Consider the following 24,263-nt stretch of genomic DNA (forward strand, 5'->3'; position numbering starts at 1 on the left):
CGGTGGGGATGGGGGATAAACAAAACCCCCACCGATGGTTAGTTTCACTTTATCCAACGAGCAACATCTTTAGCGAAATACGTAATGATCAAATCGGCCCCTGCTCGTTTCATGCCTGTTAACATTTCCGTGACGATTGCCTTTTCATCAATCCAGCCATTCAAGGCCGCGCCTTTCACCATCGAATACTCTCCGCTCACATTATAGGCAACAACCGGAAGGGTAAAATTATTTTTCACGTCCCGGATGATATCCATGTATGATAGAGCCGGTTTGACAATCAGAAAATCGGCGCCTTCCATGACATCGGACTCCGCTTCCCGGAACGCTTCCATTCGGTTGGCCGGATCCATTTGATAGGTTTTACGATCGCCAAACTGTGGAGCACCGTTTGCTGCTTCACGGAATGGACCATAATAGGCAGATGAATATTTCACGGCATAAGACATGATCGGAATATCGATATAGCCCGCTTCATCCAATCCGGCACGAATCGCTGCTACAAACCCGTCCATCATGTTGGAAGGAGCGATGATGTCCGCACCCGCTTCCGCCTGGCTGATTGCCGTTTTCGCGAGCATATCAAGCGAGGCATCATTTAAGATTTTCCCGTCTTCGACGATGCCGCAATGCCCATGGCTTGTGTATTCGCATAAGCAAGTATCAGCAATAACCATGACATCAGGGAATTCTTTCTTAATGAGACGGGTCGCCTGCTGAACGAGTCCGTTATGGTCGAACGCACCTGTTCCCTGTTCATCCTTATCGTGTTCATGGGGCACACCGAACAGAATGACAGATTTAATCCCAAGGCCTGTCACTTCCTCCATTTCAGACTTCAAATTATCCATGGATAGTTGAAAAACACCAGGCATCGAGGAGATTTCATTTCTCACTTGCTCCCCGTCAATGACAAAAAGCGGATAAATCAAATCTTCTTTATGGAGATAGGTTTCACGTACCAATGCTCTCATGCTTTCGCTTGAACGCAAGCGGCGATGGCGGTTAAATCGAAGGTTACTCATTTTTTTCCTCCTTATCATTCTTATCTTGCAAATATTGTATCAACGATTCTATCATTGCGTTACCAGTATATTCATTTTCAGGACACGCATCGACAACCAGGCCACGGTTTTCTGCGGTTTTTTTGGCTACCGGTCCGATGCAAGCAATTATAAGCTTCTCAATTTCCTTCTGCATTCCATGCTTTTTCACGGCTTCGATAAAATGATGTACCGTCGAAGAACTCGTAAACGTAACAATATCCATTGTTCCAGTCTGAAGCAATTCAATCAATAAACGCTCACTTGCTGCCGGAAATATGGTTTCATAGACGATGATTTCTTCACAAACCGCCCCGAAACGGCTGATCTCATCGCAAATAACGGAACGGGCAAGGTTTCCCTTTGCGATCAGTACCTTATCATTTTGATCTAAATGCTCTAGGAATTGCGCGGCAAACACCTCAGCCACATATTCGTCAGGCATAAAATCAGGAAGAAATCCGAATCTCTCAAGCGCTTCTTTGGTTTTATTCCCTATAACTGCCATTTTAGGCATACAAGCCGGTTTTGTCATTTGTTCCAACAAGCGAAAGAAAAACTCCACACCGTTCTGGCTTGTAAAAACGAGCCAATCATAGTCATCCAGACGAGTTAAATGTTCTATCTCCCCGGACACCGGAACAAAGTCAATAAGAGGAATCGCATGCGGGATCCCTCCGTTTGCAGCGACTTTTTCAAGCAGGTCTGCCGCCTGCTCTTTCCCTCTGGTAACCAGGACATTATATCCTTTTAGGGGCTTGCCTTTAAGCATTACTGATCTAACTCCTGTTTAACTCGATCAATTAATGCTTTCGCGCCCATTAAGCTTAATCGGCGGGCGGCTTCATTTCCTACTTCAATCGGATCATTTCCTTCCACGACTTCTTTGTAAATCGTTTTCCCGTCCGGGGAGGCTACTAGTGCGGCTAAAGAAACCGTACCGTCTTCGTTGACCGTTCCGAATCCCGCAATCGGTACCTGGCAACCGCCTTCCATTTTATCAAGAAACGCTCTTTCCGCCTCGACAGCTAATCTCGTTTCTTCGCAGGTCAGCTTTTTTAGCTCTGCAAGGAGTTCATGATCATCCTCGCGGCACTCGATGGAGAGGGCTCCCTGTCCAACTGCAGGCAAAGAAAGGTCGGCTTCCAGAAACTGTGTCACGACTTCTTGTTTCCAGCCGAGACGGGACAGGCCTGCCGCCGCTAAAATGATGGCATCATAGTCTTCGTTCGCCAGCTTTTCCAGACGGGTATCGACATTGCCGCGAATCCACTTAATCTCAATGTCCGGCCGCCTGTGAAGCAGCTGGGCACTGCGGCGCAGGCTGCTCGTCCCGATGACAGCCCCTTCTTTTAGTTCTTCAAAAGGAATATGATTCTTTGAAATTAAGGCATCCCGATAATCTTCCCTCGGAGGAATACTGCCTATCGTCAATCCGCTAGGGAGCACGGCGGGCATATCCTTCATGCTGTGTACCGCCATATCGATTTCTTTGTTCAGCATTGCCTGTTCGATTTCTTTTACAAAAAGGCCCTTGCCGCCTACTTTGGAAAGCGTCACATCCTGGATTTGGTCCCCTTTTGTCACAATCTCCTTCACCTCGAATTCAAAAGGAACACCAAGCTGCTTCAATTGATCGATGACCCATTTCGTCTGGGTGATTGCTAATTTGCTCCGTCTGGAACCGACAATAATTTTTCTCATGATTTCCTCCTATGTATTCCAAAAGTGGAAGGTTGAAAGACTCCCAAACAGGGAGAAGTTGATGATTACAATTAAAAAAGAACCAATATTCCAATAAGCCAATGTCTTCCCATACATTTGTTTCCGAACTTTCACATATAAATACACGCTATAAGCGGCCAGAACAACGAACGAACCGATAATCTTCGGATCATACCAAAAGATATCGGGAACTTTTATATACGCCCATTGCAAACCCAATATTAGCGCAATACCAAGCATCGGCACCCCTATGACCGCAAGGATATACGACGCTTGCTCGAGCTTTGCCAGATCCCCCAGCCGTAAAAGCCGTTTACCCCATTTCTTTCTTTTAAGCAGATCGTACTGGATCAGATAGAGCAGCGAAAACACAAATGAAAGCGAAAACGCCCCGTACGAAAAGATCGCCATTGTAATATGAATAAGCAGAAGCTCCGATACGAGCCTTTCCGCCAGCACAGCTGATTCAATCTGGACCGGCGCAAACGTATGAATCGCCATAACGATAAAGCCAAGAACATTGGTAAAAAAGACGATAAAATCCACCCGCAGCAGCCTGTTAATGACCAATGACAGGGTGATGAGAATCCAGGCATAAAAATAAAGCCCTTCAAATATGGTCAGAACCGGAAACCGGCCCGTTTCAAACATATAGAGAAATAAAAAAATTGTTTGAAAAACCCAAACAATCGCAAGCAACCAGAAGGCGATACGATTTGCCTTCTGGTTATTATGAAGAAAATCAGTAAAGTATAAGAGCACACTGAATGCATACAAAATAACGGTAGCTTCATGTAATCTTGTCATCAATAATTCCAGCATATAAACCCCTATGCCTTGGCGGGAAATGAACTGAGTTTTGCAGCACTAGGAACGGACTCTTTTTGAGGAGTCCCGGCTTCGGCCTCAGCGATTTCCTCTAAATCAAAGATTTTTACAAATCGGTTCAATGCATCATTAGCGTTCTGTTCGCCCGCCAATTCCTTTGCATAAAGGATTGGGTCCTTAAGCATTTGGTTAATGATGCTCTTTGTATGCTTGTTCAGGACTTTTTTATCGCGCTCGCTTAAATGCGGAAGCTTTCTTTCAATGCTGTTCATCGTCTCAGTTTGAATGGCAAGCGCTTTTTCACGAAGCGCCGAAATGACAGGCACAACGCCTAGAAGGCTTAACCATTGATTGAACTCTACGATTTCCGCTTCGATCATCAGCAGGATCTTTTGAGCCGCTTTTTTCCGTTCCTGCATATTGGCCTCTACAATACCTTCAAGATCATCGATATCATAAAGAAACACATTTTCATGTTCTGCAAGCTGTGGATCCAGATCGCGTGGCACCGCGATATCGACCATGAAAATAGGTCGGCCTTTTCTTAGTTTATTCACAAAGGTCATCATTTCCTGTGTGATCACAAGTTCCTTCGAGCCTGTTGAGGTAATTAAGATATCCGCGTCAACCAGGGCACATTGAAGCTCCTGCAGCTGCTTGGCATGCCCAGAGAAACGTTCGGCAAGGGCGACGGCTTTTTCGTAGGTCCGGTTGATGACCGTAATGTTGTCCGCGCCATTACTATGAAGATTCTGAATTGCTAGCTCACCCATTTTTCCGGCACCAAGGATTAAAACATTCTTGCCGATCAGGCTGCCGAATATCTTCTTAGCAAGTTCCACCGCTGCATAGCTGACAGAAACAGCATTCGTATTGATCTCTGTTTCAGCATGCCCTTTTTTCGCAAGAGTCAAGGCCTGCTTGAACAGATGGTTGAACACAGTTCCGATCGTTCCTTCTTTTTGAGCAAGCAAATAGCTTGAACGGACTTGTCCAAGAATTTGCGTTTCCCCAAGAACCATGGAATCTAAACCACAGCTGACCTGGAATAAGTGCTCAATCGCACCCTCTCCATCGTAAATGAAGAGATATGGCGAAATTTCCTGCTGATCGATGTTAAACCATTCTGCAAGAAATTCTTTAATATAATAACGCGCTGTATGCAGCTGATCCGCTACGGCGTAAATTTCCGTTCTATTGCAAGTGGAAACAATCACGTTCTCCAAAATGCTTTTTTTAGTTTTTAGCGCCTTCATTGCCTCTGCAAGTTCGGCTTCATCAAATGAAAGTTTTTCACGAATTTCTACAGGGGCAGTCTTATAGTTTAGTCCTATTGATACAATATGCATTTCTTTTTCGCACCCCCAAGAATGAATGAAATTTAAACCTATACTATTATAACATGCACATAGTGTTTAAACTGAAAAAATTATGAACAGTTCGTGAATGATGTGCTACTATGTATATAAAACAGGGTAACACCTATACATATTTCGACAATGCGATACAAAAGTACCATATCAAAAATAATAGATTTCTTCAAGTAATCGAACTGCCTCAGGAGGTAACTTATGAAAGCGAAGCGCATTTTTCCCGGAACCATCTTAATCGGGTTCGGGCTTTATTTTTTTCTGCAGCAATCCAATATCGAAATGTTCCCTGGATTTTATACATGGCCCACCCTGCTTTGCATCGTCGGCCTCGCTTTTTTGGGCCAGGCATACGCTGGGAAAGACCATGACGCAATCGTCCCTGGTGTCATTCTGTTTGGATTCGGCTTCCACTTCCATGTCGTGAACAAGCTACAGATCTGGCCGGATCATATCGGCATTTTTATTTTGATCATTGCCCTCGGCCTGATCCTTCATGCCAGAAAAACAAACGGCGGCATGCTGCAGGGGATTCTTTTATTAGTTATTGCCGTTATCATGTTATATTATGACAAACTTATTGGCTGGCTGGGACTTTTGGAAACCGGTTTTAACTTCCTGCCCTATGTACTGATCGCGGCTGGTGCCTATTTGATTTTCATTAAAAAGAAATAAGGACCAGGGGTTATCCTGGTCCTGTTTTTTCATTTAGAGATTGCCTCAAAGATAACCCCCAGCTTTTCCTCAATGAATAAATCAAAATATCGATTCATAATTGTCGATTCATTATTTAGCAATACCTTGCGCTGGACTCCTGCCTGTTCGGCAATCGCCGGGAACATATTTACCGGCGTAACTGAAAGCGACGTCCCCATTACGAGGAAAAGATCAGCGTCTCGCACGCTTTTTTCCGCCTCATGCCAGCCGTGTATCGCATCCCCGTACAGCACGATATCAGGATCTAATATTTGCCCGCAATCTGAACAAACCGGCAGATCAGTTTTCATAATATGATTAAAATCAAAATGTTTGCCGCAATCAAGGCATGTCGCGTTTGTGACGGTCCCGTGCACCTCAATTACATTCTTGCTTCCGGCTTTCTGGTGCAGTCCGTCTACATTTTGGGTAATAATGGTGCCTCTTTTTCCGCTTCTTTCAAGCTCGGCAAAAAAAGTATGAGCAAGATTCGGCTCGTACGTATGTAAATGCTCCAACTGAAATGTTTTTTTGTAGTTCTCCCAAAATTCCTCCGGATTCCGGTTAAAGTAATCGCGGGATAGGTAATATTCAATGGGTTCTTCATCAGTAAAGATTCCATCTTCGGACCTGAAATCCTTTAACCCGCTTTCGGTGCTGACTCCGGCTCCTGTCAAAATGACAATCCGGTCCGCCTCATCGATCCAGATTTTAAGTTGTACGATTTTTTCTTGGTTATTCAAAGGGTTTGCACCTCCTGAAACTATTATAACCCTTTTGCTACATGCATATGATGTTTGCCTATATAACTGATAAAAACACCCATCCAAACTTGTCATTGCTGTTTGGATGGGTGTCCAAAAAATATTTCAATAATTTAATACCACTAGTGTTGCACTAATATCATTTAAGTATTGAAAACACTCAAAATCTTCAATAATTTCATTTCGTGCAAAGAAAAAGTCCTTTATAATGGATAAAGTCAGGTGGTAACCCGTCCAAATCCACTAAAAAAGGACCAAACTCATGGACAAGATTACACGAAAAACTTCATTTGGACAATGGTTTTCACCAATAAATCTTCCATTATTTGAAGAACAGGTAAAAATGATGAAATTAGATTACTATACGAAGAAATTAACGACAGAGTCATTCCATTACAACAAACTGTACATAATGACCATCTGGATCAAAGGATAATAATACTCCCTGCTCCGGCAGGTAATATCAGGTTATTAAGTAATACATGCCGGTTTCGTGTTCAAATTGATACCCTACATATCGATATGGGTTGTCTTTTACAGAATCATTTTCTGTAGACGTTAAAACATTGTAGATAAAAAGTATCTTACTGTTCCTTTTTGCATCGCAAACAGTTGGCCAATTCGGAATGTTACCGAGAAGAGCAAATTTTTTTCATTTCATGTGTAAATCAACTTAAACAGAATAGAACTGGCTTATATAAATTGGCCAGTTCTAAAATTCATTAAATAGCATTCATTTTTAAGTTCTTTAATTTCCAACTTCAAAAGAAATCTTTTTTATGAAGGTAGTGAAATAGATACACTTCCTGATGAATAATTTTCAAATAAGGTAACCTTATTTTTATCTACCCATTTTAGCTCACCGAGAAATCTACTATATATCAATTCGTCAGGTTCTGCTGAAATAACATTTTGCTCTACTACTTTGTGACCACTATTATTTCTTATAATAAGATTAATTTTAAACTCATATAAGCCATGAACACAAAATACTTCAGCAGTGTATGTTTTATCTGGGCTCTTTTTTGGTTTTCCCCAAATATATTGATTTTGATAATTTAAATCTATAACTCTATTATAGGCTTCTAAGAAAGGTTTTTCGTCCCATTTCTTAATTTCTAACACATATTTTATACTTCTTAATATCAATTCTAGTGTCTCTCTTTTTTTTCTATCATCGGATAAATTTAAAAACCACTCTATATCATAAGGAACTTGTACATCACAAAATCCATCCACATTCCCCAAGCTTTTATAGCTTGAATAATCACCACAATGAAAATTTAATTGTTTACAATCCATTGTTTTGAATTTTTTAGTAAAAACATTTTCGTATAATTTTGTAATACACCTAGTTTGATAAGAGAAACTTTCACTTACTTTTGCTACTCCTTCTTCACCAAATAAAAGAAATTTTTTTAAATACATTTTTTTCTCCCTCTTTAAGTATTAAGGTCTACTATGACGGTACATTTTACCTCCAGCTTTTCTAACTGCGATTGATCTTCCCCTCTCCCAGTTCAGAGCCCTCTCTCTACCCCTTATGTTTCTTTTTACAACTCTTGCAGAGTATTTCTTATAACCCGCTTGTTTATTCCATTTATTCACTTGACCATTTGCTCTCGGAGAACTTCCATTTTTATTTAGTTTTCCTCCACTTATACCGACTTTTACAATTCGTTTCTTTCCTCTTCCATTCTCATATATTTCATAACCATGATGTATCTTTTTACTTTTTTTACTATTTCCATGAATTTTTTTTGGTTTTTACCCGCAGATTTAGGCTTAGAATATCTACCAAAGGAGGCACCGTATCCATAATTGCCTCCACCAGTATATGCATGTTTCCTTCCATCTGGGTCTATGAATTTGATAGGATTATTAACTGCATACGTGTACCCATTTTGTGTAACGGGATCCTCAGCTGATTTCTAATATATTACATAGAGGCCTCGACACCAGAATTTGCGATTCCCGTATCTATATTTCAAGTTGGCATGTCGATCAAATATTATGAGACTACTCTTCCCTTTTAAATAGCCCATGAATTGAGATTCACTTAGTTTTGGTGGAATGCTAATTAACATATGGATATGATCAGGGCAGGCATTTGCTTCGTGTATCGTTACACCTTTCCATTCACATAATTCTCGGATAATTTGTCCTATGCTTTTTTTATATTTTCCATAAATGATCTGTCTTCTATATTTTGGGGCAAATACAACGTGATACTTACAATTTCATGTTGTATGTGCTACTGTTCATGTCCTTCATAGGGCACTCCTCATTCTATGGTGAAATGAAGTGGTCGGGAAACCAACTTTATCTTACCATGAAGTGAGGTTTTTTTATTACCACGCTATAAGCTTTCTGGAACCCCCGGCATAGCCAGGGGTTTTCTAAACCATTAATAAAAAAGGTGGGCCGAAGTCCATTTCACCCACCCCTGTATTTCCTGTGAACGGGGGACCAACGACCGCCACAACGTCATGTTAGGGACTTTCACCCATTAGAGCGAAGCGCTGCCAAGCGCACATAAAACCGTGTAGAATAATCTACACGGTTTTTCAGATGATTTGATGATCAAATAATAATCAATACATAAGTGTGTTCAATGACTTGATTGCTAAGTAGGCTTACTCCTATGAATTTCTTTTTTTGCAATCAATTAAGCTTAAATAACCTTTTTAAATCTTTTTTCAAGCTTTTATAGTGCCAGTTAATGTGATCGAGTTCAATCTCAATTTCGATTAATTTTTCTACCAATGCGTCTTTATCTTTTATAGATTCAATGTCATTAATTAATTTCATTAGGTCATTACTACTTTCATAGATATCATATAAATCAACTGCAGATTTAACCGGTTTTTTTGTATGCGATAAAAGTGAAAGTTTTTTTTAATCTCTTCTAATTTAATATCATACACATTTTTCTACCTCCGTTATTTTTTTAATCGTTTTTTTAGTCTAGCTATCTCCTTTTCCCAAGCTCTAATTTCTTTCTCCCAGTGATTCCTATCTCTAGAACGTGGGTTATTAGCTAGTTTTTGTTTATGTTTTCTAACTTGTTTTTCTAAACCTTCTATTCTCTTTTTTATTTGTTTATTATTTTGAGCTTTGTAATAATAATCCTTTGCCTTTTTACCAATCCAGGTTCCAGCCTTGTATGCTACTCCTCCTAAAATAACTACACCTGTTGCCATTAACGCTACTTGACCTATACCTGGTACAAAATAAACTGCAACAACAGCTGCATTCCCATCAGGGTCAACAAGCATAACTGGATTGTTGTTAGCATATGCATAATCATTTTGAGTGAGTGCGTCATCAATCTCACCAGGATCTGGATCTACGGATAAAAAAACTCCTTGGGTTTGATTATAGTACCTGTCAATTAAGTAATACATATCAGTTTCAATATCATATCGATAACCTGCATACCGATAAGGATTATCCTTGACTTGATCGCTTTCTTCAATTTTTATTTGATTACCCCAAGCATCGTATTCATAGGTTGCTAAAGCGTTACCTTGTTTGTCAGATAATGCAATAACATCTCCATGTGCATTATAATGATAGAAAAACTTTTCAGCACCTTTCTGCATCGCAAGGAGTTCCCCAGATTCGGAATAAATGTATGATCTTAAAACCTGATCCTTTTCATCTGTTTCATATAAAACATTCAAACTATCCCCACTATAAAAATAGTTGGTAGTTTGCGAATTTACAGTCTTTTGAATTCGGCGGCCATCTTCATCATACTTGTACGTGACAAAAGGAGACGATTCCCCCTTCTTCGTAACAGATTCTAAATGGTCTTGTGAATTCCAAGTGTAGATTAAGCTTCCGTCTTCTTTACGGTTACCATTTGCATCATATGTGATTGTTTCTGTTCCAAACTTTGTCAGTTGATTGGCGGCATTATATTCGCTAGCTGTGCTTGTTGTTTTTCCATTTTGTGTCTGCTTGATTAGGGTGCGGTTTCCAAACCCATCGTAAGTGTACTCTATTACTGTTCCATCTTTTAATGACTCTTTTTCGAGTTGATCCAGCTTACTATATTCATAAGATATTGTTTTGCCGTCTCGGTATTTTATCTGTGTACGGTTGCCATTAGCATCATACTCGTAGGTTTCATCAGTAATATCCTTTCCATTAATCATTCCTACTGCCAACTGTTGAATTAGCCCCTTATCATCATACTTTAAAGAGGAGCCTCCTCCGTTTCCAGTGGTAAACGTTTTAATATTCCCTCGTTCATCGTAGTCAAAACGATAATTCAATTCACCGTCACTGACAATAATGTTTTGATTTAATTCATTATACTGGAACGTATTTTTAAGAACGAAATCCTCATGTATCAACAAGAATTCTTTTAATTTATCTGATGAAGCAGAGTATTTCCATTCTTGAGTGCCACCTCTATCCTCTTGTTTAACCACTCGATTTGATGAATCGTACGTTCTATTTTTCGAACGACCTTCTTTAGAATATAGAACAGATGTTTCATTTCCATTCTTGTCATAAGTATAGGAGTATGTTGGGTTCCCATTATAGGCCACGCTTTTCATTCTATCTTTGGCATCGTAAATCCAAGTAAGAGTGTTGCCATTTGGAAGAATAGTTTTTACATTATTGCTATTCTCATCATATTCATTTACAATTTTATGATTTAATGACCCCACGGCTTCCGTTAAATTTCCAAGTTCATCATAATCATAGCTATAATCCTGAGATGCACCATTAGATAGTATAATTTTTTTCGAGATTATGTTGTCATCTTTATCATATTGATAATTAATAGAGGTTTCACTTTCAAACAATATTTTTTGAAGCTGATTTGCAAGATTGTACTCATAAGTTTTCTTTATGCCTTTAGCATCTGTTTCACTCGTTTTGTTGCCATACGTATCAAAAGAGCTTTTGACCTTATATCCGAACTCATCCTCAGTTTGTATAACATAATTTCCATTAGAATCATAAATGTATTTAGATATTACATAGCCCTTCAATAAACGAATACCATCAAACCAGACAGAACCAGTGTAACTCCCTTTGAAAATTGTAGAAACTTCAATTTTTGAGACAGGATTCGTAGCTGGTATCTTGACAGCTGCCCTGTTCCACTCTTGTGTTCCTGCCGGGAAACCAGCGACATATTCTTTTGTTGTACCATCTGTGTAAAACACCTTTGCCACTAATGAATAATCGCGGTCTGTAACTTTTCCTTTTTTCAATACATTTTCTGCTTTTGATAGACCTGTTAATGTCATATCAAATGCTTCATCTGACGCACTTTGACCAATATTAATCGTTTGTTTGTATTCGCTTGCCGCCTGTGTTTCTGCAGTTCTTGCTAACTTTAATGAAGTATTGTCCTCAAAACCACCTGAAGAATCAGCAGTTCCTCCTGACCCTGTCCAACCGGTTAACGCATTACTAAAGCCGCTATTGTTGAGAGGGTTGTAGCTCGAAGAGACTTCTGCTTGTTCCAGCTGGATCATGTCAAACCAGGCCTCACCAGACGCATCGGCATCTGTATGTTCTGCTTCCAGATATATTATTGCTTTTGCAGCATTTTCAGGTGTCTTAAAGGACAACTGCCTTTCAGTCCATGTCCGAGTACCGCTAATTTGACTGTAGCGATTGTCGACCCATGAAATATGTGCATTATTAGCGTCCAAAAATTTTACATTAAAGAAGGCATTAGCCTTATTCGTATCCGTTTTAATTAGCCCGCTTAGCGAGTAATTGCTGTTAGCCTTCACAGGGACTTCCTGTACGGCAGCGATATATGATCTTGTAGCACTAGTCGATTGAACATTTAATTTTAATGATTTATTGCCTGAAAGACCAAAATAGGTTTTCGTTGTATTGTCTACAGTTATACTTCCTGAATCATTCGCACTTAGTTTATTCCAGCCACTTAAATCGCTATCAAAATTATTATTTTGAACAACATTGTTTGCAACACCTAAGGCATAACTTGATTCAAGAAGATTTCCATTACTGTTTCCGTTTTCATCTTTTTGATATTTGGCAACAGAAGAAGTTTTTCCCGTTTGGTCAGTTTCAGATACAGCATCCAAGCCTTCGTAAGCTATGGTAGTTTGGTCCCCTTCAGTATCAGTAACTGAAGTAACATCGTTATTACTGTTATATTCATAGGATTCTGTACCGTAGCTGTCTGTTGCCGAAATGACATTACCGTTTGAATCATATTTATAGCTCTCTGTAGGTGTGGTTGAATTTTGATCATTAGGATCTTTTGATTCAATAAGATTATTACCTTCGTATTTATAACTTGTCGTGATTTTTAATCCATCAACATCCTCGATCATTTCAGTAGGATTAGCAGCTTCATTATACGAATATTGAATCTTCCTACCGTTTGGCTGGTTAAATAAAAGTGTTTTATTGGTTAAATCATACTCTAATAGATACCTATTACCTTTTGGATCGATAGCTTCCTTTAGATGATCAGTTTCAGTTTCATAAATATATTGATTAACCACAGGTTTCGTTTCTGTATGATTTGGCTCATAGGACTTCACTAATTTCCCTGCATTATACTCATAAGAAGTAATTTCATCCGCTGTTTGGGTTACTTTTGATAAAAATCCATCTTGATAAGAATATGAAACTTTTCTATCTTCTGGACCCGTAACATTTGTTACATAACCATCCGTGTTATATGAGAATTTCAAATCCCTGCCTGATGCATCAGTCATAGTAGTGAGCTTATCAGCTTCATCGTATGTGTAAGTTAATGTATTACCATATCCATCTGCTATTTTTACAAGTCGACCATTCTGTTTAGAAAAATAAGCATTTGTTTGGTCTTTAGTTTTTAAAATGAAATGTGTGCTGTCTTCAGTCAGTTCTAAATAAACGCCAGTTGGTGCTTTATACGTACCATCCGTTAACTTGGTAAAGATATGAACAGTGCCGTCTTCATCCACCAAAGTTGCCTTATTGTTTTCAGGAGAACTAGTAACTGACATTTCAGCATCTGAGTGCCATCCCGGGCCGAACATTCCAACTGAAGTTGACAAGCTATTATACGATCGGTTTAGTCCTAACTCCGGGCCTCTTCCGGAAATTGAAAAGTCTTCTTCATCAACAATAAGGTTTCCCGTGGCCATATTGACCTTGCTATAGGGAACATCAAGAATTGACCAATACTCTTCTTCACCAAGGAACTCAACTGGTTGACCGAATGTCGGCATGAAAACATTTGATTGAATCGTTTCCCCTTTAGTATCATAGGCACTGACTCTAAACCAATAATTTTTACTAGTTTGATAGCTTCCAGCAGAATTTTTGTAAACAGGAGAAGGATCAAGTGCCAATTCCGCTCCATTGCCATCCGTATGCAGTTGATATTTTCCTTCACTGATTTCCGAGACTGTTGGCCAGATACCTTTGCCTTGTGTTGTCCATGTATTTTGATTTTTCGCATCAAAACTTTGATATTCTTTCCCATTAAACACCCAGACTTTATATCCTGCAGCTCCAGCAATTTCATTCCAGTTTAAAACAACATATCCAGAATTGCTGGTAAGCATATTTGTATACGTAAATCCAGTAGGAGCGGCTGGTTTAGGCATTGATGTTATCGAAGGTGTGTAAGCGTTTGAGTTTACGGTTTCTCCTTGGGCATTATACGCAATTACTCGAAACCAGTAGTTTGTAGCTGTTTGATAATTTCCCGCCGAATTTTTATAGACAGGGGCTGGATTAACAGCTAACTCTGTACCAAGACCATCAGACAAATGAAGTTTATAGCGCCCTGCACTAATTTCACTGGCTGTTGGCCAATACTTTTTGCCTTTTGTAGTCCAAGATGTTACATTACCAACATTAAGTGATTCATATTCTTTACCGTTAAATAATAGAATTTTATATCCTGTCGCGCCGCTTACCGGATTCCATTTAAAGTCAACATAACCGGTGCCATTCCCATTAGAATAACTGGTTCCTGCAGGGGTGGAAGGTAATGTTAGATTTGGCAAAGTTGGTTGGTAAGCACCGGATTGTGCGCCTTCACCTTGCGCAAAAATAGCACTAACCCTAAACCAGTAATTTTTATTCGTTGGATAGCTTCCACCTGAATTTTTATATACCGGGGAAGGATCAATGGCAAGTTCAGCTCCAGTAGAGTCTTGATGCAAGTCAAACTTCCCGCTGCTAATTTCAGCTGCTGTTGGCCAGATTTTTTTGCCTTTCGTTGACCATGAGGTTACATTTCCTACATTGAATGCCTCATAATCTTTTCCGTTAAAAATCCAAACCTTGTAACCTGTTGCACCTTTTACAGCCGGCCAGGAAAGATCTGCATAACCGGTTCCATTTCCGTTTGAATAAACTTTACCGGTTGGAGTGCTTGCTGTTGGTATCGTATAAGTGACAGAAAGATAAGGTTTATTGGTTGAGTTTGTTGAGGAAACAACCTTTTTCCAATGGTCCATTCCGTTTCCATTAGTGTGAAGCTTAAAGCCATAATTTGCTTTAGCACCTGTTGCCCATTCTTTTACCTTATTCGTTACATTAAACTGGGCCCATTGTTCTCTTGCTACATCATCTTTCGTGATGTTGGTAGAAGCAGGCTTATTATTCCAAGTCATTGATCCAGCAGACCATGAACTATTAACAGCATCCAGCCACAGCCCATTTGCGGTAGTCGCATAATATGAGTGAGTCACGTATACATTGAAGGTGGCACTAGTCACATTCATATTCTGAAAGCTGGTGATACTATGATTCAAGAATGCATAGTTTGTCCCAGTTGTACCATCATAATATCCCGTTTTTAATACATATTGACCTTGTCCTGCATCCCATTTGCTGGATGAAGAACTATAATTCGTAGTTGGATAAGCACTCATGACGAATGTATCAGTAGAAGTAGTGATGGATGTCGTTGGATCTATATGCACTGGATATTTACGGTTTTTATCCTCTAGCCATTTTGGATCTGCATTCACCGTTAGTGTGTATCCATCATTAATTTTTGCTAATTCGTATTTAACATTTTCAGATTTTTGAGGTTCTCCTTTTTGGTCATCATAATTAGAATCTGTCATAAATGGTTTCGGAAGCTCGAATACCTGTTTAGACTTCTCATCCTTAAAGATAATGGAACCATCTTCTTGTGGTTCTGCACTAAGGTCAGTTTCCAGTTTAAATTTGAATATATGTAACCCCTTATATGAATTCATCACTAAATCTTCTTTTATATTTTGACCAAACGTAATGTTCTGTAAGTCTATATCTGGGAAAACATCTTTGTGAATAATTTTATTGGTTTTCTTTTTAAATTGTGCTTTTGCGTCTTTAACGGTAATAGGCTCAATATCAATTCCTGACGCTGAAATCAGTGAATAATTAATCTTGTTACCATTAATATCAAACTTAGCATATGAGCCATTTTCCATTTTTTTATTGAAAGTGGTATCAATCAGTGTATTTTCGGTTTTTACTTCTTTTTCATTTGCAGAATCATCCACTAAATCTGCGGATATTTCTTCGTATCCTTTTTTTCCTTTTTGTTTTTTATGAATCGGTTCAAAAAAAATATCTTTTCTATATTTACCTTTCCCTTCATAAAAAACCTTTGCATCTTCCGTTCGTTGTTCTATCACTTCTCCCACAGCAGGTTCTTCAACTGATGGTACCGTCAAATTTGGTGAAATTCGTTTACTATCAGTAGTTTCAGCGATTGTCTCAATTGGTGGTATGCTGCTGATTACCAAGAGAATAACTAGGCTCCTTATTAACCATTGCTTCCACTTTTTATACATATCATCCTACCTTTCTTTTAATGATATACAGGCGAAATTTAAGAGGTTCTTGTTTCATATAAAATGAGAGCAGAATTATTAAATAGTAAAAGATTAATTGTTTATTCAAAATTGGACATCAGATATTTTTTTCCACCTCTTGGTTTCTCTCAATAATATTATAGAACATATGTTCGATAAAAGGAAGATTAAAATAAAGCACTTGAAATCCGATTTCCCAATAAAAAACAAAAAAATAAATAATATGTTCCACCTTGATAGTTATCTTATACCATCACCTCCTATATTTAGGAATGATTCCTTTTTTTGTAATTATAACAGGTGAATTATATGACAATAAATAGGTCCAAAGTACAGAATATTACAATTTTATTAAAAATATTTTAAAATTTTAGGACAAAAAAAGCGCCATCACTCCAAGAGGGAATTTTTCATAATAAAAGACAGGAGAGAACTCCTCCTGCCTACATAAACGATTTAAACTTATTTAATGAATCAATGATGCCCTCAAAGTACTAACGTCATTTTCCAAATAACCCTTTAAACAAATCAACGTATAAACCCAGCCTTCTTTTTTCCCAAGCATTTTGTTTACGATTTCGGGGTCATCTTCTTTCAGACCTGATTCGGTTACTTCAATAATGGTACTCGAATCATCCGTCCTTTTTAGAGTAATGGCAACAATCGTCTCTTGACCATCCTCCCCCCACGAGAATACGATTTTCTTATCGTCCTCTATCTCCAACACTTTTATATCCCCTTGAGCATCATATTCGTCATATCTCAATGTAATCGTCTTGCCTTGTTCCCATCTTTCAGAACTCAATGAGAACCAAAAATTCCCGATTTTTTCAGGGTCTACAATTGCTTCAAACACTTCCTTAGCTGGCTTGAGGATATTAAATTTCGTAGTTACTTGAGTATCCATACTACATCCACTCTCTTTCGATATATTGGAATGATCACTTTCTTATTATCATTAATTAAATAAGCAAATTCTACACTTTCGAAATTTAACGTTGAAATAATGTTCAAGCTTTTTATTTTTCATAATAAAAAGACAGGAGAAAATTCCCCTGCCTTACATAAACGATTTTAAAGCGCCCCACGCCTGTTCCTTACCTTGCCCGGTTTCGCCGGAAAATACGATCAATTGATCATCCGGATCCACATCAAGCGTTTCCCTGACTACCTTTAAATGCTTTTGCCATTTTCCTTTCGGAATCTTATCCGCTTTTGTCGCAACTACGATACAAGGGAGACCATGATGCTTCAGAAAATCGTACATCATGACATCATCCTTGGATGGGGGATGGCGTAAATCCACAATTAAAAGGGCCGCGCGAAGCTGTTCGCGGGACGTGAAATAGGTTTCAATCATCCGTCCCCATGCCGCCCGCTCTGTTTTAGATACCTTCGCATACCCGTAACCGGGAACATCGACGAAATGCAGCTCATCATTAATGATGTAGAAATTAAGCGTCTGCGTCTTGCCCGGTTTCGATGAGGTTCTGGCCAAGCTTTTCCGATTTATCATTTTGTTGATAAAGCTGGATTTTCCGACGTTTGAGCGTCCTGCAAGAGCGAATTCGGGTAGCTTTTCTGCAGGATATTGCTCAGGCTTGACGGCACTGATGACAATATCTGCACTCGTTACCTTCACTCTTTGCCACCTGCCAATGCATGCTTAAGCACTTCATCCAGATGGGAAACAGGAACAAACTCCAATTCATTTCGTACGCTTTCCGGTATATCGTCAATATCCTTCTCATTGTCCTTAGGCAGGATAATCTTCGTCAAGCCTGCACGGTGCGCACTTAATGACTTTTCCTTCAGCCCGCCGATTGGAAGCACGCGCCCTCGGAGAGTAATTTCCCCGGTCATGCCTACTTCCCTGCGGATCGGGCGGCCTGTCAGGGCAGAAATGAGGGCAGTGGCAATTGTAATCCCGGCTGAAGGGCCATCCTTCGGTACAGCGCCTTCCGGAACATGAATATGGATATCATGTTTTTCATGGAAGTTTGGATCGATGTTTAATTCTTCTGTCTTCGAGCGTATATAACTGAAAGCGGCCTGTGCCGATTCCTTCATGACGTCTCCGAGTTTTCCAGTCAGTACAAGCTTTCCTTTTCCCGGGGATAAGGAAACTTCGATTTGCAGCGTATCTCCGCCGACAGTGGTGTAAGCCAATCCTGTTGCGACGCCAACTTGATCCTCGAGCTCTGCCTGACCGTATCGGAAAATAGGTTTGCCAAGAAAATCGACAATATTGTTTTCATTGATGACGACACGCTTTTTCTCGCCTGAAACCATAATTTTTGCTGTTTTGCGGCAGATGCCTGCAAGCTGGCGTTCAAGGCTTCTGACACCGGCTTCTCTGGTATAGTAGCGGATAATGTTCATTAATGCGTCATCGCGAATTTGCAGCTGTGATTTTTGCAGACCGTGTTCTTTCAACTGGCGGGCAAGCAAATGATCTTTGGCAATATGCAGCTTCTCAATTTCCGTGTAGCCGGCAATCTGAATAATCTCCATCCGGTCGCGAAGTGGTCCCGGGATGGTTGCAAGATTATTGGCCGTCGCTATGAACATAACCTTGGATAGGTCATACGTTTCTTCAATGTAATGATCACTGAAATTGTTGTTTTGTTCTGGGTCGAGCACCTCAAGCATGGCTGATGAAGGATCTCCCCTGAAATCGTTTGACATCTTATCAATTTCATCCAACAGGAAGACAGGATTTACCGTGCCAGCTTTTTTCATGCCTTGAATGATTCTGCCCGGCATGGCACCGACATACGTACGTCTGTGCCCGCGTATCTCGGATTCATCTCGGACACCGCCAAGTGAAACCCTTACAAAATTACGGTTTAAAGAGGTCGCGATCGATTTTGCGAGACTTGTCTTCCCGACACCGGGAGGCCCGGCCAAGCAAAGGATTGGTCCCTTTAATGATTTGGTTAGCTGTTGAACCGCTAAATATTCAAGCACCCGTTCTTTTACTTTCTCTAAACCATGGTGTTCACGATCCAGAATTTTCTCGGCTTTATGGATATTCAAGTCATCCTTAGTCGCCTCGGACCAAGGAATGGATATGAGCCAGTCAATATAGTTACGGATGACAGAGCTTTCTGCCGAGCTTGCTGGGACCTTTTCATATCGGTCCAATTCCTTGAATGCTGCTTCTTTTACATGGTCAGGCATTCCAGCTTCATCAATCTTTTCAGTGAGCTGGGCTACCTCACCTGTCTTGCCTTCTTTATCGCCTAGTTCTTTTTGGATGGCTTTCATTTGTTCACGCAAATAGTATTCTTTTTGGGTTCTTTCCATGGAACGTTTGACGCGCTGTCCTATTTTCTTCTCTAAGTTCAGTACTTCTTTTTCATTATTGATGATTTCGATTATGCGGCTTAAACGCTTTTTCACATCGATGGTCTCAAGGATTTCCTGCTTCTCCTTCAGCTTTAACGGAAGATGTGAAGCGATAATATCAGCCAATCTGCCTGGTTCTTCAATATCAGACGTTGAGGAAAATGTCTCTGTGGATATCTTCTTAGACATTTTAATATACTGTTCAAAATATTCGAGCAGCGTTCTCATCAGTGCCTGATGTTCAATTTCCTTTTCCGGGCTATCTTCATACACTTCGAGCTTCGCGGAAAAGTGTGTATCATTGTCATAAAAAGAGACTACCTGCGCCCGGTTTAATCCTTCGACGAGAACACGGATCGTTCCATTTGGAAGCTTCAGCATCTGCTTAACCTTCGTAAGTGTACCTGTTCTATATATGTCATCTTCACCTGGTTCATCCAGTGATATATCTTTTTGTGTCGTTAAAAAGATAAGATGGTCTTCTACCATAGCTTTTTCCAGAGCTTGTACAGACTTCTCACGTCCGACATCCAAGTGCAACACCATAGTCGGATATACAAGCAATCCTCTAAGCGGCAGGAGGGGGACGATGATTTCATTGTCAGCCATAGCATGACACCTCCACTCATTTATTGCATCATTTTATAGTTTTTCACCAATGCTGCGAGCCTTTTAACAATTCTATCCTATTTATAATGCAGTGTCTAATCTTTGATATAATACTTTTCTTCCCTCTATTATGTACAATAAAACGACGAAACGCACGTGATAAAACTTACTTGAGATAAAGGATACTTCAAAAGAAACCCCGGTTCACGGGAAAACCGAGGCCATATCTTTTATACACTTTCTTTCTTCGCATTTAATTCAGGCATAATTTGATCAGGTATCACATCTTTTTTCAAAGCTTTTTCAAATACTTCCTTTATGCTCTTGACCTGAATGATTTCGACTCCTTCTATATCATGAAGAATCGATTGCATGTTTTCCTGCGGGATAATGATCTTCTTCGCGCCGGCAAGCTTTGCCGCCCTTACTTTGGGGACAACCCCGCCGATCGGTTTAACATTCCCATGAATGCTGATTTCCCCGGTCATGGCTACAAAGTGGTCAACGGGGATTTTGTATATCGCTGAATAGATACCCGTTGCCATCGCAATCCCGGCTGATGGTCCATCAATTGGTATCCCTCCCGGAAAGTTCACATGAATGTCGAATTGATCGGCAGGCACCCCCATTGTCCGAAGGACGGTGATGACATTTTCGATAGATCCTTTAGCCATGCTCTTTCTGCGAATCGATTTTCCACTGCCGCCGATGCTTTCTTCTTCAACAATCCCCGTAATGTTTATGCTACCTTTCTCTAATGCCGGGATGACGGTCACCTCTATTTCAAGCAAGGATCCGCTGTTCGGTCCGTGTACCGCCAATCCGTTCACCAACCCCACCTTTGGTTTTAAACCAATTGTCCGATCAAGCCTTGGGGTTAATTGACTGCTATGAGCAATCCATTCAATATCTTCATCCTTGATGTAGGGCCTTTCCTCCGTTATCGCAATTCCCGCCAATATTTGTACCATATTGACCGCTTCCCTGCCGTTTCGGGCATATTCAGATATCGTTTCCAGTCCTTTGTCACTTATCGCTACTTTCACTTTTTCTGTTGCCCCTTTGGCAATCTGGATGATTTCCTCCCGGTCCAACTCACGGAAAAACACTTCCATGCAACGCGATCTGATCGCCGGAGGAATTTCATTTGGCGTTCTTGTCGTTGCCCCGATCAACCGAAAGTCTGCAGGAAATCCATTTTTAAAGATATCATGAATATGTGTCGGGATATTTGTGTTGTCTTCCTGATAATAAGCGCTCTCCATAAATACTTTTCGGTCTTCGAGCACCTTTAACAGCTTGTTCATTTGAATCGAGTGGAGCTCACCGATTTCATCTATGAATAACACACCGCCGTGGGCATTGCTGACGGCTCCCTGTTTTGGCTGAGGAATCCCCGCCTGTCCCATCGCTCCGGCTCCCTGATAAATCGGGTCATGAACGGAGCCGATCAGCGGATCCGCTATTCCTCTCTCATCGAATCTCGCCGTTGTTGCATCGATTTCCACAAAAACCGATGAATGTTTAAAGGGGGATTTTGAATTCTTTTTGGCTTCCTCCAATACTAACCGGGCTGCCGCTGTTTTTCCAACCCCAGGAGGACCGTAAATCAGCACATGCTGCGGGTTCGGTCCACACAAGGCTGCTTTTAATGCTTTGATTCCATCTTCCTGACCGACGATGTCTGAAAAAAAAGCAGGTCTCACTTTCTCTGAAAGAGGTTCCGATAATGAAATCGAACGCATCTTCCTTAAGACCTCCATTTCTTTTTTAGACTCGCGATCGATGGTGACTTTCTGGGTTCGTTGTCCCTTTAACAGATTCAAAAAATATAATCCAATTACAACCCCAAAAAACAGTTGGATAAACAATGCTATACCTGTCCAGCCCATCATATTCCCTCCTGGATACCTTGTAAGTAATAATGCTAGTATCTCCGTGGCAGGATGGAATTACTCCAACATTTCGGGGTCTGTTATACGATTATTGAATGCTAATTTCTACCGTTCATGTAAGAAAAGCGGAAGTGGTCTGTACGTCGCAGCTAACGTTTATAAAGAAAATCCGCCTATTTGGCGAGCCTAAGGGGAGATTAGACGTAATTGCACTTATGCAGAAAGGAAAGGTTTACTTTTTGTAGCTCGAGCCCGTTTTTGTAGCGGGCATTTCTCATTATGTAGGCGACTTCTGCTGGGTTTTAGCCGATATTTCATCTTTTGTAGCGGGAATTTATGTTTTGTAGCCGAGGACCTTTTTCGTAGCGGACATCTCTCCTTTTATAGCCGACTTCTTCTGGGTTGTAGCTGATATTTCATCTTTTGTAGCGGGAATTTACTTTTTGTAGCCGAGGGCCGTTTTTGTAGCGGGCATCTCTCTTTTTGTAGTCGACTTCTCCTCTTTGTAGCTATATTTCATCTTTTGTAGCGAGAATTTACTTTCCTTTCCTCCATAAAAAAAGCTGCCGATAAATTCGGCAGCTTTTTTTCACTATTTATTTATCACGCTGAAGTTTTCTTTTCCTTACCTTTAACAGTTGTACCATCGGTCAAAACCAATTTTGGTGGCTTGTTGTCAGTGATCGTTTCAGCTGTGATGACACACTTCTCAATATCATCACGTGAAGGTAAATCAAACATCACTTCCAGCATATTGCCTTCGATAATGGAACGCAGTCCGCGGGCACCTGTTTTACGTTCGATTGCTTTCTTGGCAATCTCAACCAGTGCGTCAGTTTCAAATTCAAGCTCGACATTGTCAAGCTCAAGCATCTTTTGATATTGTTTGACAAGCGCATTTTTCGGTTTTGTCAGGATTTCAATCAACGCAGCTTCATCCAATTGCTCAAGTGTAGCAATGACTGGAAGGCGTCCGATGAATTCCGGAATCAAGCCAAAACGCAACATGTCTTCAGGAAGAACCTTTGATAATAATTCTTTTTCCTTCACATCATCTTTCTTCATATCAGAGCCAAAGCCAATGACTTTTTGTCCTAAACGGCGTTTGATGATTGGTTCAATGCCATCAAATGCTCCGCCGCAGATGAACAAGATATTGGTTGTATCGATTTGAATGAATTCCTGATGCGGATGTTTGCGTCCTCCCTGAGGCGGAACGCTGGCGACCGTGCCTTCAAGAATCTTTAATAATGCCTGCTGTACACCTTCACCGGATACATCACGTGTGATAGAAGGATTTTCTGATTTACGGGCCACTTTATCAATTTCATCGATATAAATAATCCCTTTTTCAGCCTTCTCGACATCATAATCAGCGGCCTGAATCAATTTCAACAGGATATTCTCCACATCTTCCCCTACATATCCCGCTTCTGTTAAAGAAGTAGCATCCGCAATCGCGAATGGAACATTCAATAAACGTGCAAGTGTCTGGGCAAGCAGGGTTTTACCGCTCCCTGTCGGTCCGATTAAGCAAATATTACTCTTGGCAAGCTCAACATCGTCGACTTTGTTGTTGGAATTAATACGCTTATAATGATTATAAACAGCAACCGCCAAAGATTTCTTAGCTTGTTCCTGACCGATTACATATTCATCAAGAATTTCGCGAATTTCTTTTGGCTTAGGTACATCCTTAAATTCAACTTCTTCTTCCGTTCCAAGTTCCTCTTCTACGATTTCTGTGCAAAGTTCAATACACTCATCGCAAATATATACACCAGGGCCAGCTACCAGTTTACGTACTTGTTCCTGAGTTTTACCACAAAAAGAGCACTTCAGCTGTCCTTTTTCATCATTAAATTTAAACATGAACTTCACCCCTTTTAACTCTTCCAATTTATCTTCAAGAAGGTAATAATTCGGTAAAAGAAAAATTTATCCTTCTATTTTTTGAAGGTATGAATTGCATTGTAGCATGTTCTTGGAAGTTTTGTAATAAAAATGCCTGACACCATGCAAGTTGTCCCATAATTGCAAGAAAAAATTCGTTAATATGTATTTTGCCCTTTGCCGGCAATCCCAAACCTTTCAAATAAAAAAAGGAAGGGAGGTATTAAATATGTATATGCTTTATTAAAATAAATCTACACTGAAA

The 24,263-nt window shown here is 40.1% G+C and carries 15 protein-coding genes and 3 pseudogenes; 2 read left to right on the forward strand and 16 right to left on the reverse strand.

The annotated features are described in order from the left end of the window. Window positions 1-44: 44 nt before the first annotated feature. From hemB to hemA, 5 genes are read right to left on the reverse strand one after another with little or no spacing between them, the layout of a single operon-like run. Entirely contained in the window at window positions 45-1,025 is a 981-nt protein-coding gene (hemB, locus tag D0463_RS13215; RefSeq protein ID WP_117307864.1) for a porphobilinogen synthase, read from the reverse strand. Then, window positions 1,018-1,815 (reverse strand): uroporphyrinogen-III synthase, encoded by a 798-nt coding sequence (locus D0463_RS13220; protein WP_117307865.1) that lies wholly within the window; start codon window positions 1,813-1,815, stop codon window positions 1,018-1,020. The genes hemB and D0463_RS13220 overlap by 8 nt, the downstream gene beginning before the upstream one ends. Further along, window positions 1,815-2,747: a hydroxymethylbilane synthase gene (gene hemC, locus D0463_RS13225; RefSeq protein WP_117307866.1), complete on the reverse strand. Its 933-nt coding sequence runs from the start codon at window positions 2,745-2,747 to the stop codon at window positions 1,815-1,817. Before hemC ends, D0463_RS13220 begins: the two co-directional genes overlap by 1 nt. Window positions 2,748-2,756: 9 nt before the next feature. Further along, window positions 2,757-3,590, reverse strand: a complete 834-nt coding sequence (locus D0463_RS13230; RefSeq protein ID WP_117307867.1) for a cytochrome C assembly family protein — start codon at window positions 3,588-3,590, stop codon at window positions 2,757-2,759. 8 nt (window positions 3,591-3,598) lie between these two features. Then, window positions 3,599-4,945, reverse strand: a complete 1,347-nt coding sequence (gene hemA, locus D0463_RS13235) for a glutamyl-tRNA reductase (RefSeq protein WP_117307868.1) — start codon at window positions 4,943-4,945, stop codon at window positions 3,599-3,601. A gap of 222 nt (window positions 4,946-5,167) precedes the next feature. Here hemA and D0463_RS13240 point away from each other — a divergent pair, with 222 nt between their 5' ends. Further along, entirely contained in the window at window positions 5,168-5,641 is a 474-nt protein-coding gene (locus D0463_RS13240) for a LiaI-LiaF-like domain-containing protein (protein ID WP_117307869.1), read from the forward strand. Window positions 5,642-5,670: 29 nt separating this feature from the next. On the opposite strand, the gene D0463_RS13245 is transcribed toward D0463_RS13240, so the two are convergent. Continuing rightward, window positions 5,671-6,405 carry an NAD-dependent protein deacylase gene (locus tag D0463_RS13245; protein ID WP_254052802.1) on the reverse strand — a complete coding sequence of 245 codons (735 nt, stop codon included), beginning with the start codon at window positions 6,403-6,405 and terminating at the stop codon, window positions 5,671-5,673. A 283-nt stretch (window positions 6,406-6,688) separates the two neighbouring features. Between D0463_RS13245 and D0463_RS13250 the strand changes: the two are divergent. Continuing rightward, window positions 6,689-6,817 (forward strand): annotated as a pseudogene (locus D0463_RS13250) (DUF4372 domain-containing protein); the annotation flags it as partial. Between the two features lie 386 nt (window positions 6,818-7,203). On the opposite strand, the gene D0463_RS13255 reads toward D0463_RS13250, so the two are convergent. The 10 genes and pseudogenes from D0463_RS13255 to clpX form a co-directional block, all read right to left on the reverse strand. Continuing rightward, window positions 7,204-7,854 carry a hypothetical protein gene (locus D0463_RS13255; protein ID WP_117307871.1) on the reverse strand — a complete coding sequence of 217 codons (651 nt, stop codon included), beginning with the start codon at window positions 7,852-7,854 and terminating at the stop codon, window positions 7,204-7,206. A gap of 21 nt (window positions 7,855-7,875) precedes the next feature. After that, window positions 7,876-8,181, reverse strand: a complete 306-nt coding sequence (locus tag D0463_RS20290; protein ID WP_117307872.1) for a hypothetical protein — start codon at window positions 8,179-8,181, stop codon at window positions 7,876-7,878. A 185-nt stretch (window positions 8,182-8,366) separates the two neighbouring features. Continuing rightward, window positions 8,367-8,700, reverse strand: a pseudogene (gene tnpA / locus D0463_RS13265) (IS200/IS605 family transposase); the annotation flags it as partial. A 390-nt stretch (window positions 8,701-9,090) separates the two neighbouring features. Next, window positions 9,091-9,324: pseudogene (locus D0463_RS19930) on the reverse strand (hypothetical protein); the annotation flags it as partial. A gap of 44 nt (window positions 9,325-9,368) precedes the next feature. Beyond that, entirely contained in the window at window positions 9,369-16,229 is a 6,861-nt protein-coding gene (locus tag D0463_RS13275; RefSeq protein ID WP_117307873.1) for a DNRLRE domain-containing protein, read from the reverse strand. Between the two features lie 487 nt (window positions 16,230-16,716). Continuing rightward, window positions 16,717-17,157 carry an SRPBCC family protein gene (locus D0463_RS13280; protein WP_117307874.1) on the reverse strand — a complete coding sequence of 147 codons (441 nt, stop codon included), beginning with the start codon at window positions 17,155-17,157 and terminating at the stop codon, window positions 16,717-16,719. 153 nt (window positions 17,158-17,310) lie between these two features. Beyond that, window positions 17,311-17,892 (reverse strand): ribosome biogenesis GTP-binding protein YihA/YsxC, encoded by a 582-nt coding sequence (gene yihA / locus D0463_RS13285; protein WP_117307875.1) that lies wholly within the window; start codon window positions 17,890-17,892, stop codon window positions 17,311-17,313. Further along, window positions 17,889-20,210, reverse strand: a complete 2,322-nt coding sequence (gene lon / locus D0463_RS13290) for an endopeptidase La (protein WP_117307876.1) — start codon at window positions 20,208-20,210, stop codon at window positions 17,889-17,891. Before lon ends, yihA begins: the two co-directional genes overlap by 4 nt. A gap of 230 nt (window positions 20,211-20,440) precedes the next feature. Further along, entirely contained in the window at window positions 20,441-22,102 is a 1,662-nt protein-coding gene (gene lonB, locus D0463_RS13295) for an ATP-dependent protease LonB (RefSeq protein ID WP_117307877.1), read from the reverse strand. Between the two features lie 606 nt (window positions 22,103-22,708). Continuing rightward, window positions 22,709-23,977 (reverse strand): ATP-dependent protease ATP-binding subunit ClpX, encoded by a 1,269-nt coding sequence (gene clpX / locus D0463_RS13300; RefSeq protein ID WP_117307878.1) that lies wholly within the window; start codon window positions 23,975-23,977, stop codon window positions 22,709-22,711. Window positions 23,978-24,263 lie beyond the last annotated feature (286 nt).

Origin of the sequence: Bacillus sp. V59.32b (assembly GCF_003429085.1) — a bacterium.
GTDB lineage: Bacteria > Bacillota > Bacilli > Bacillales > DSM-1321 > Peribacillus.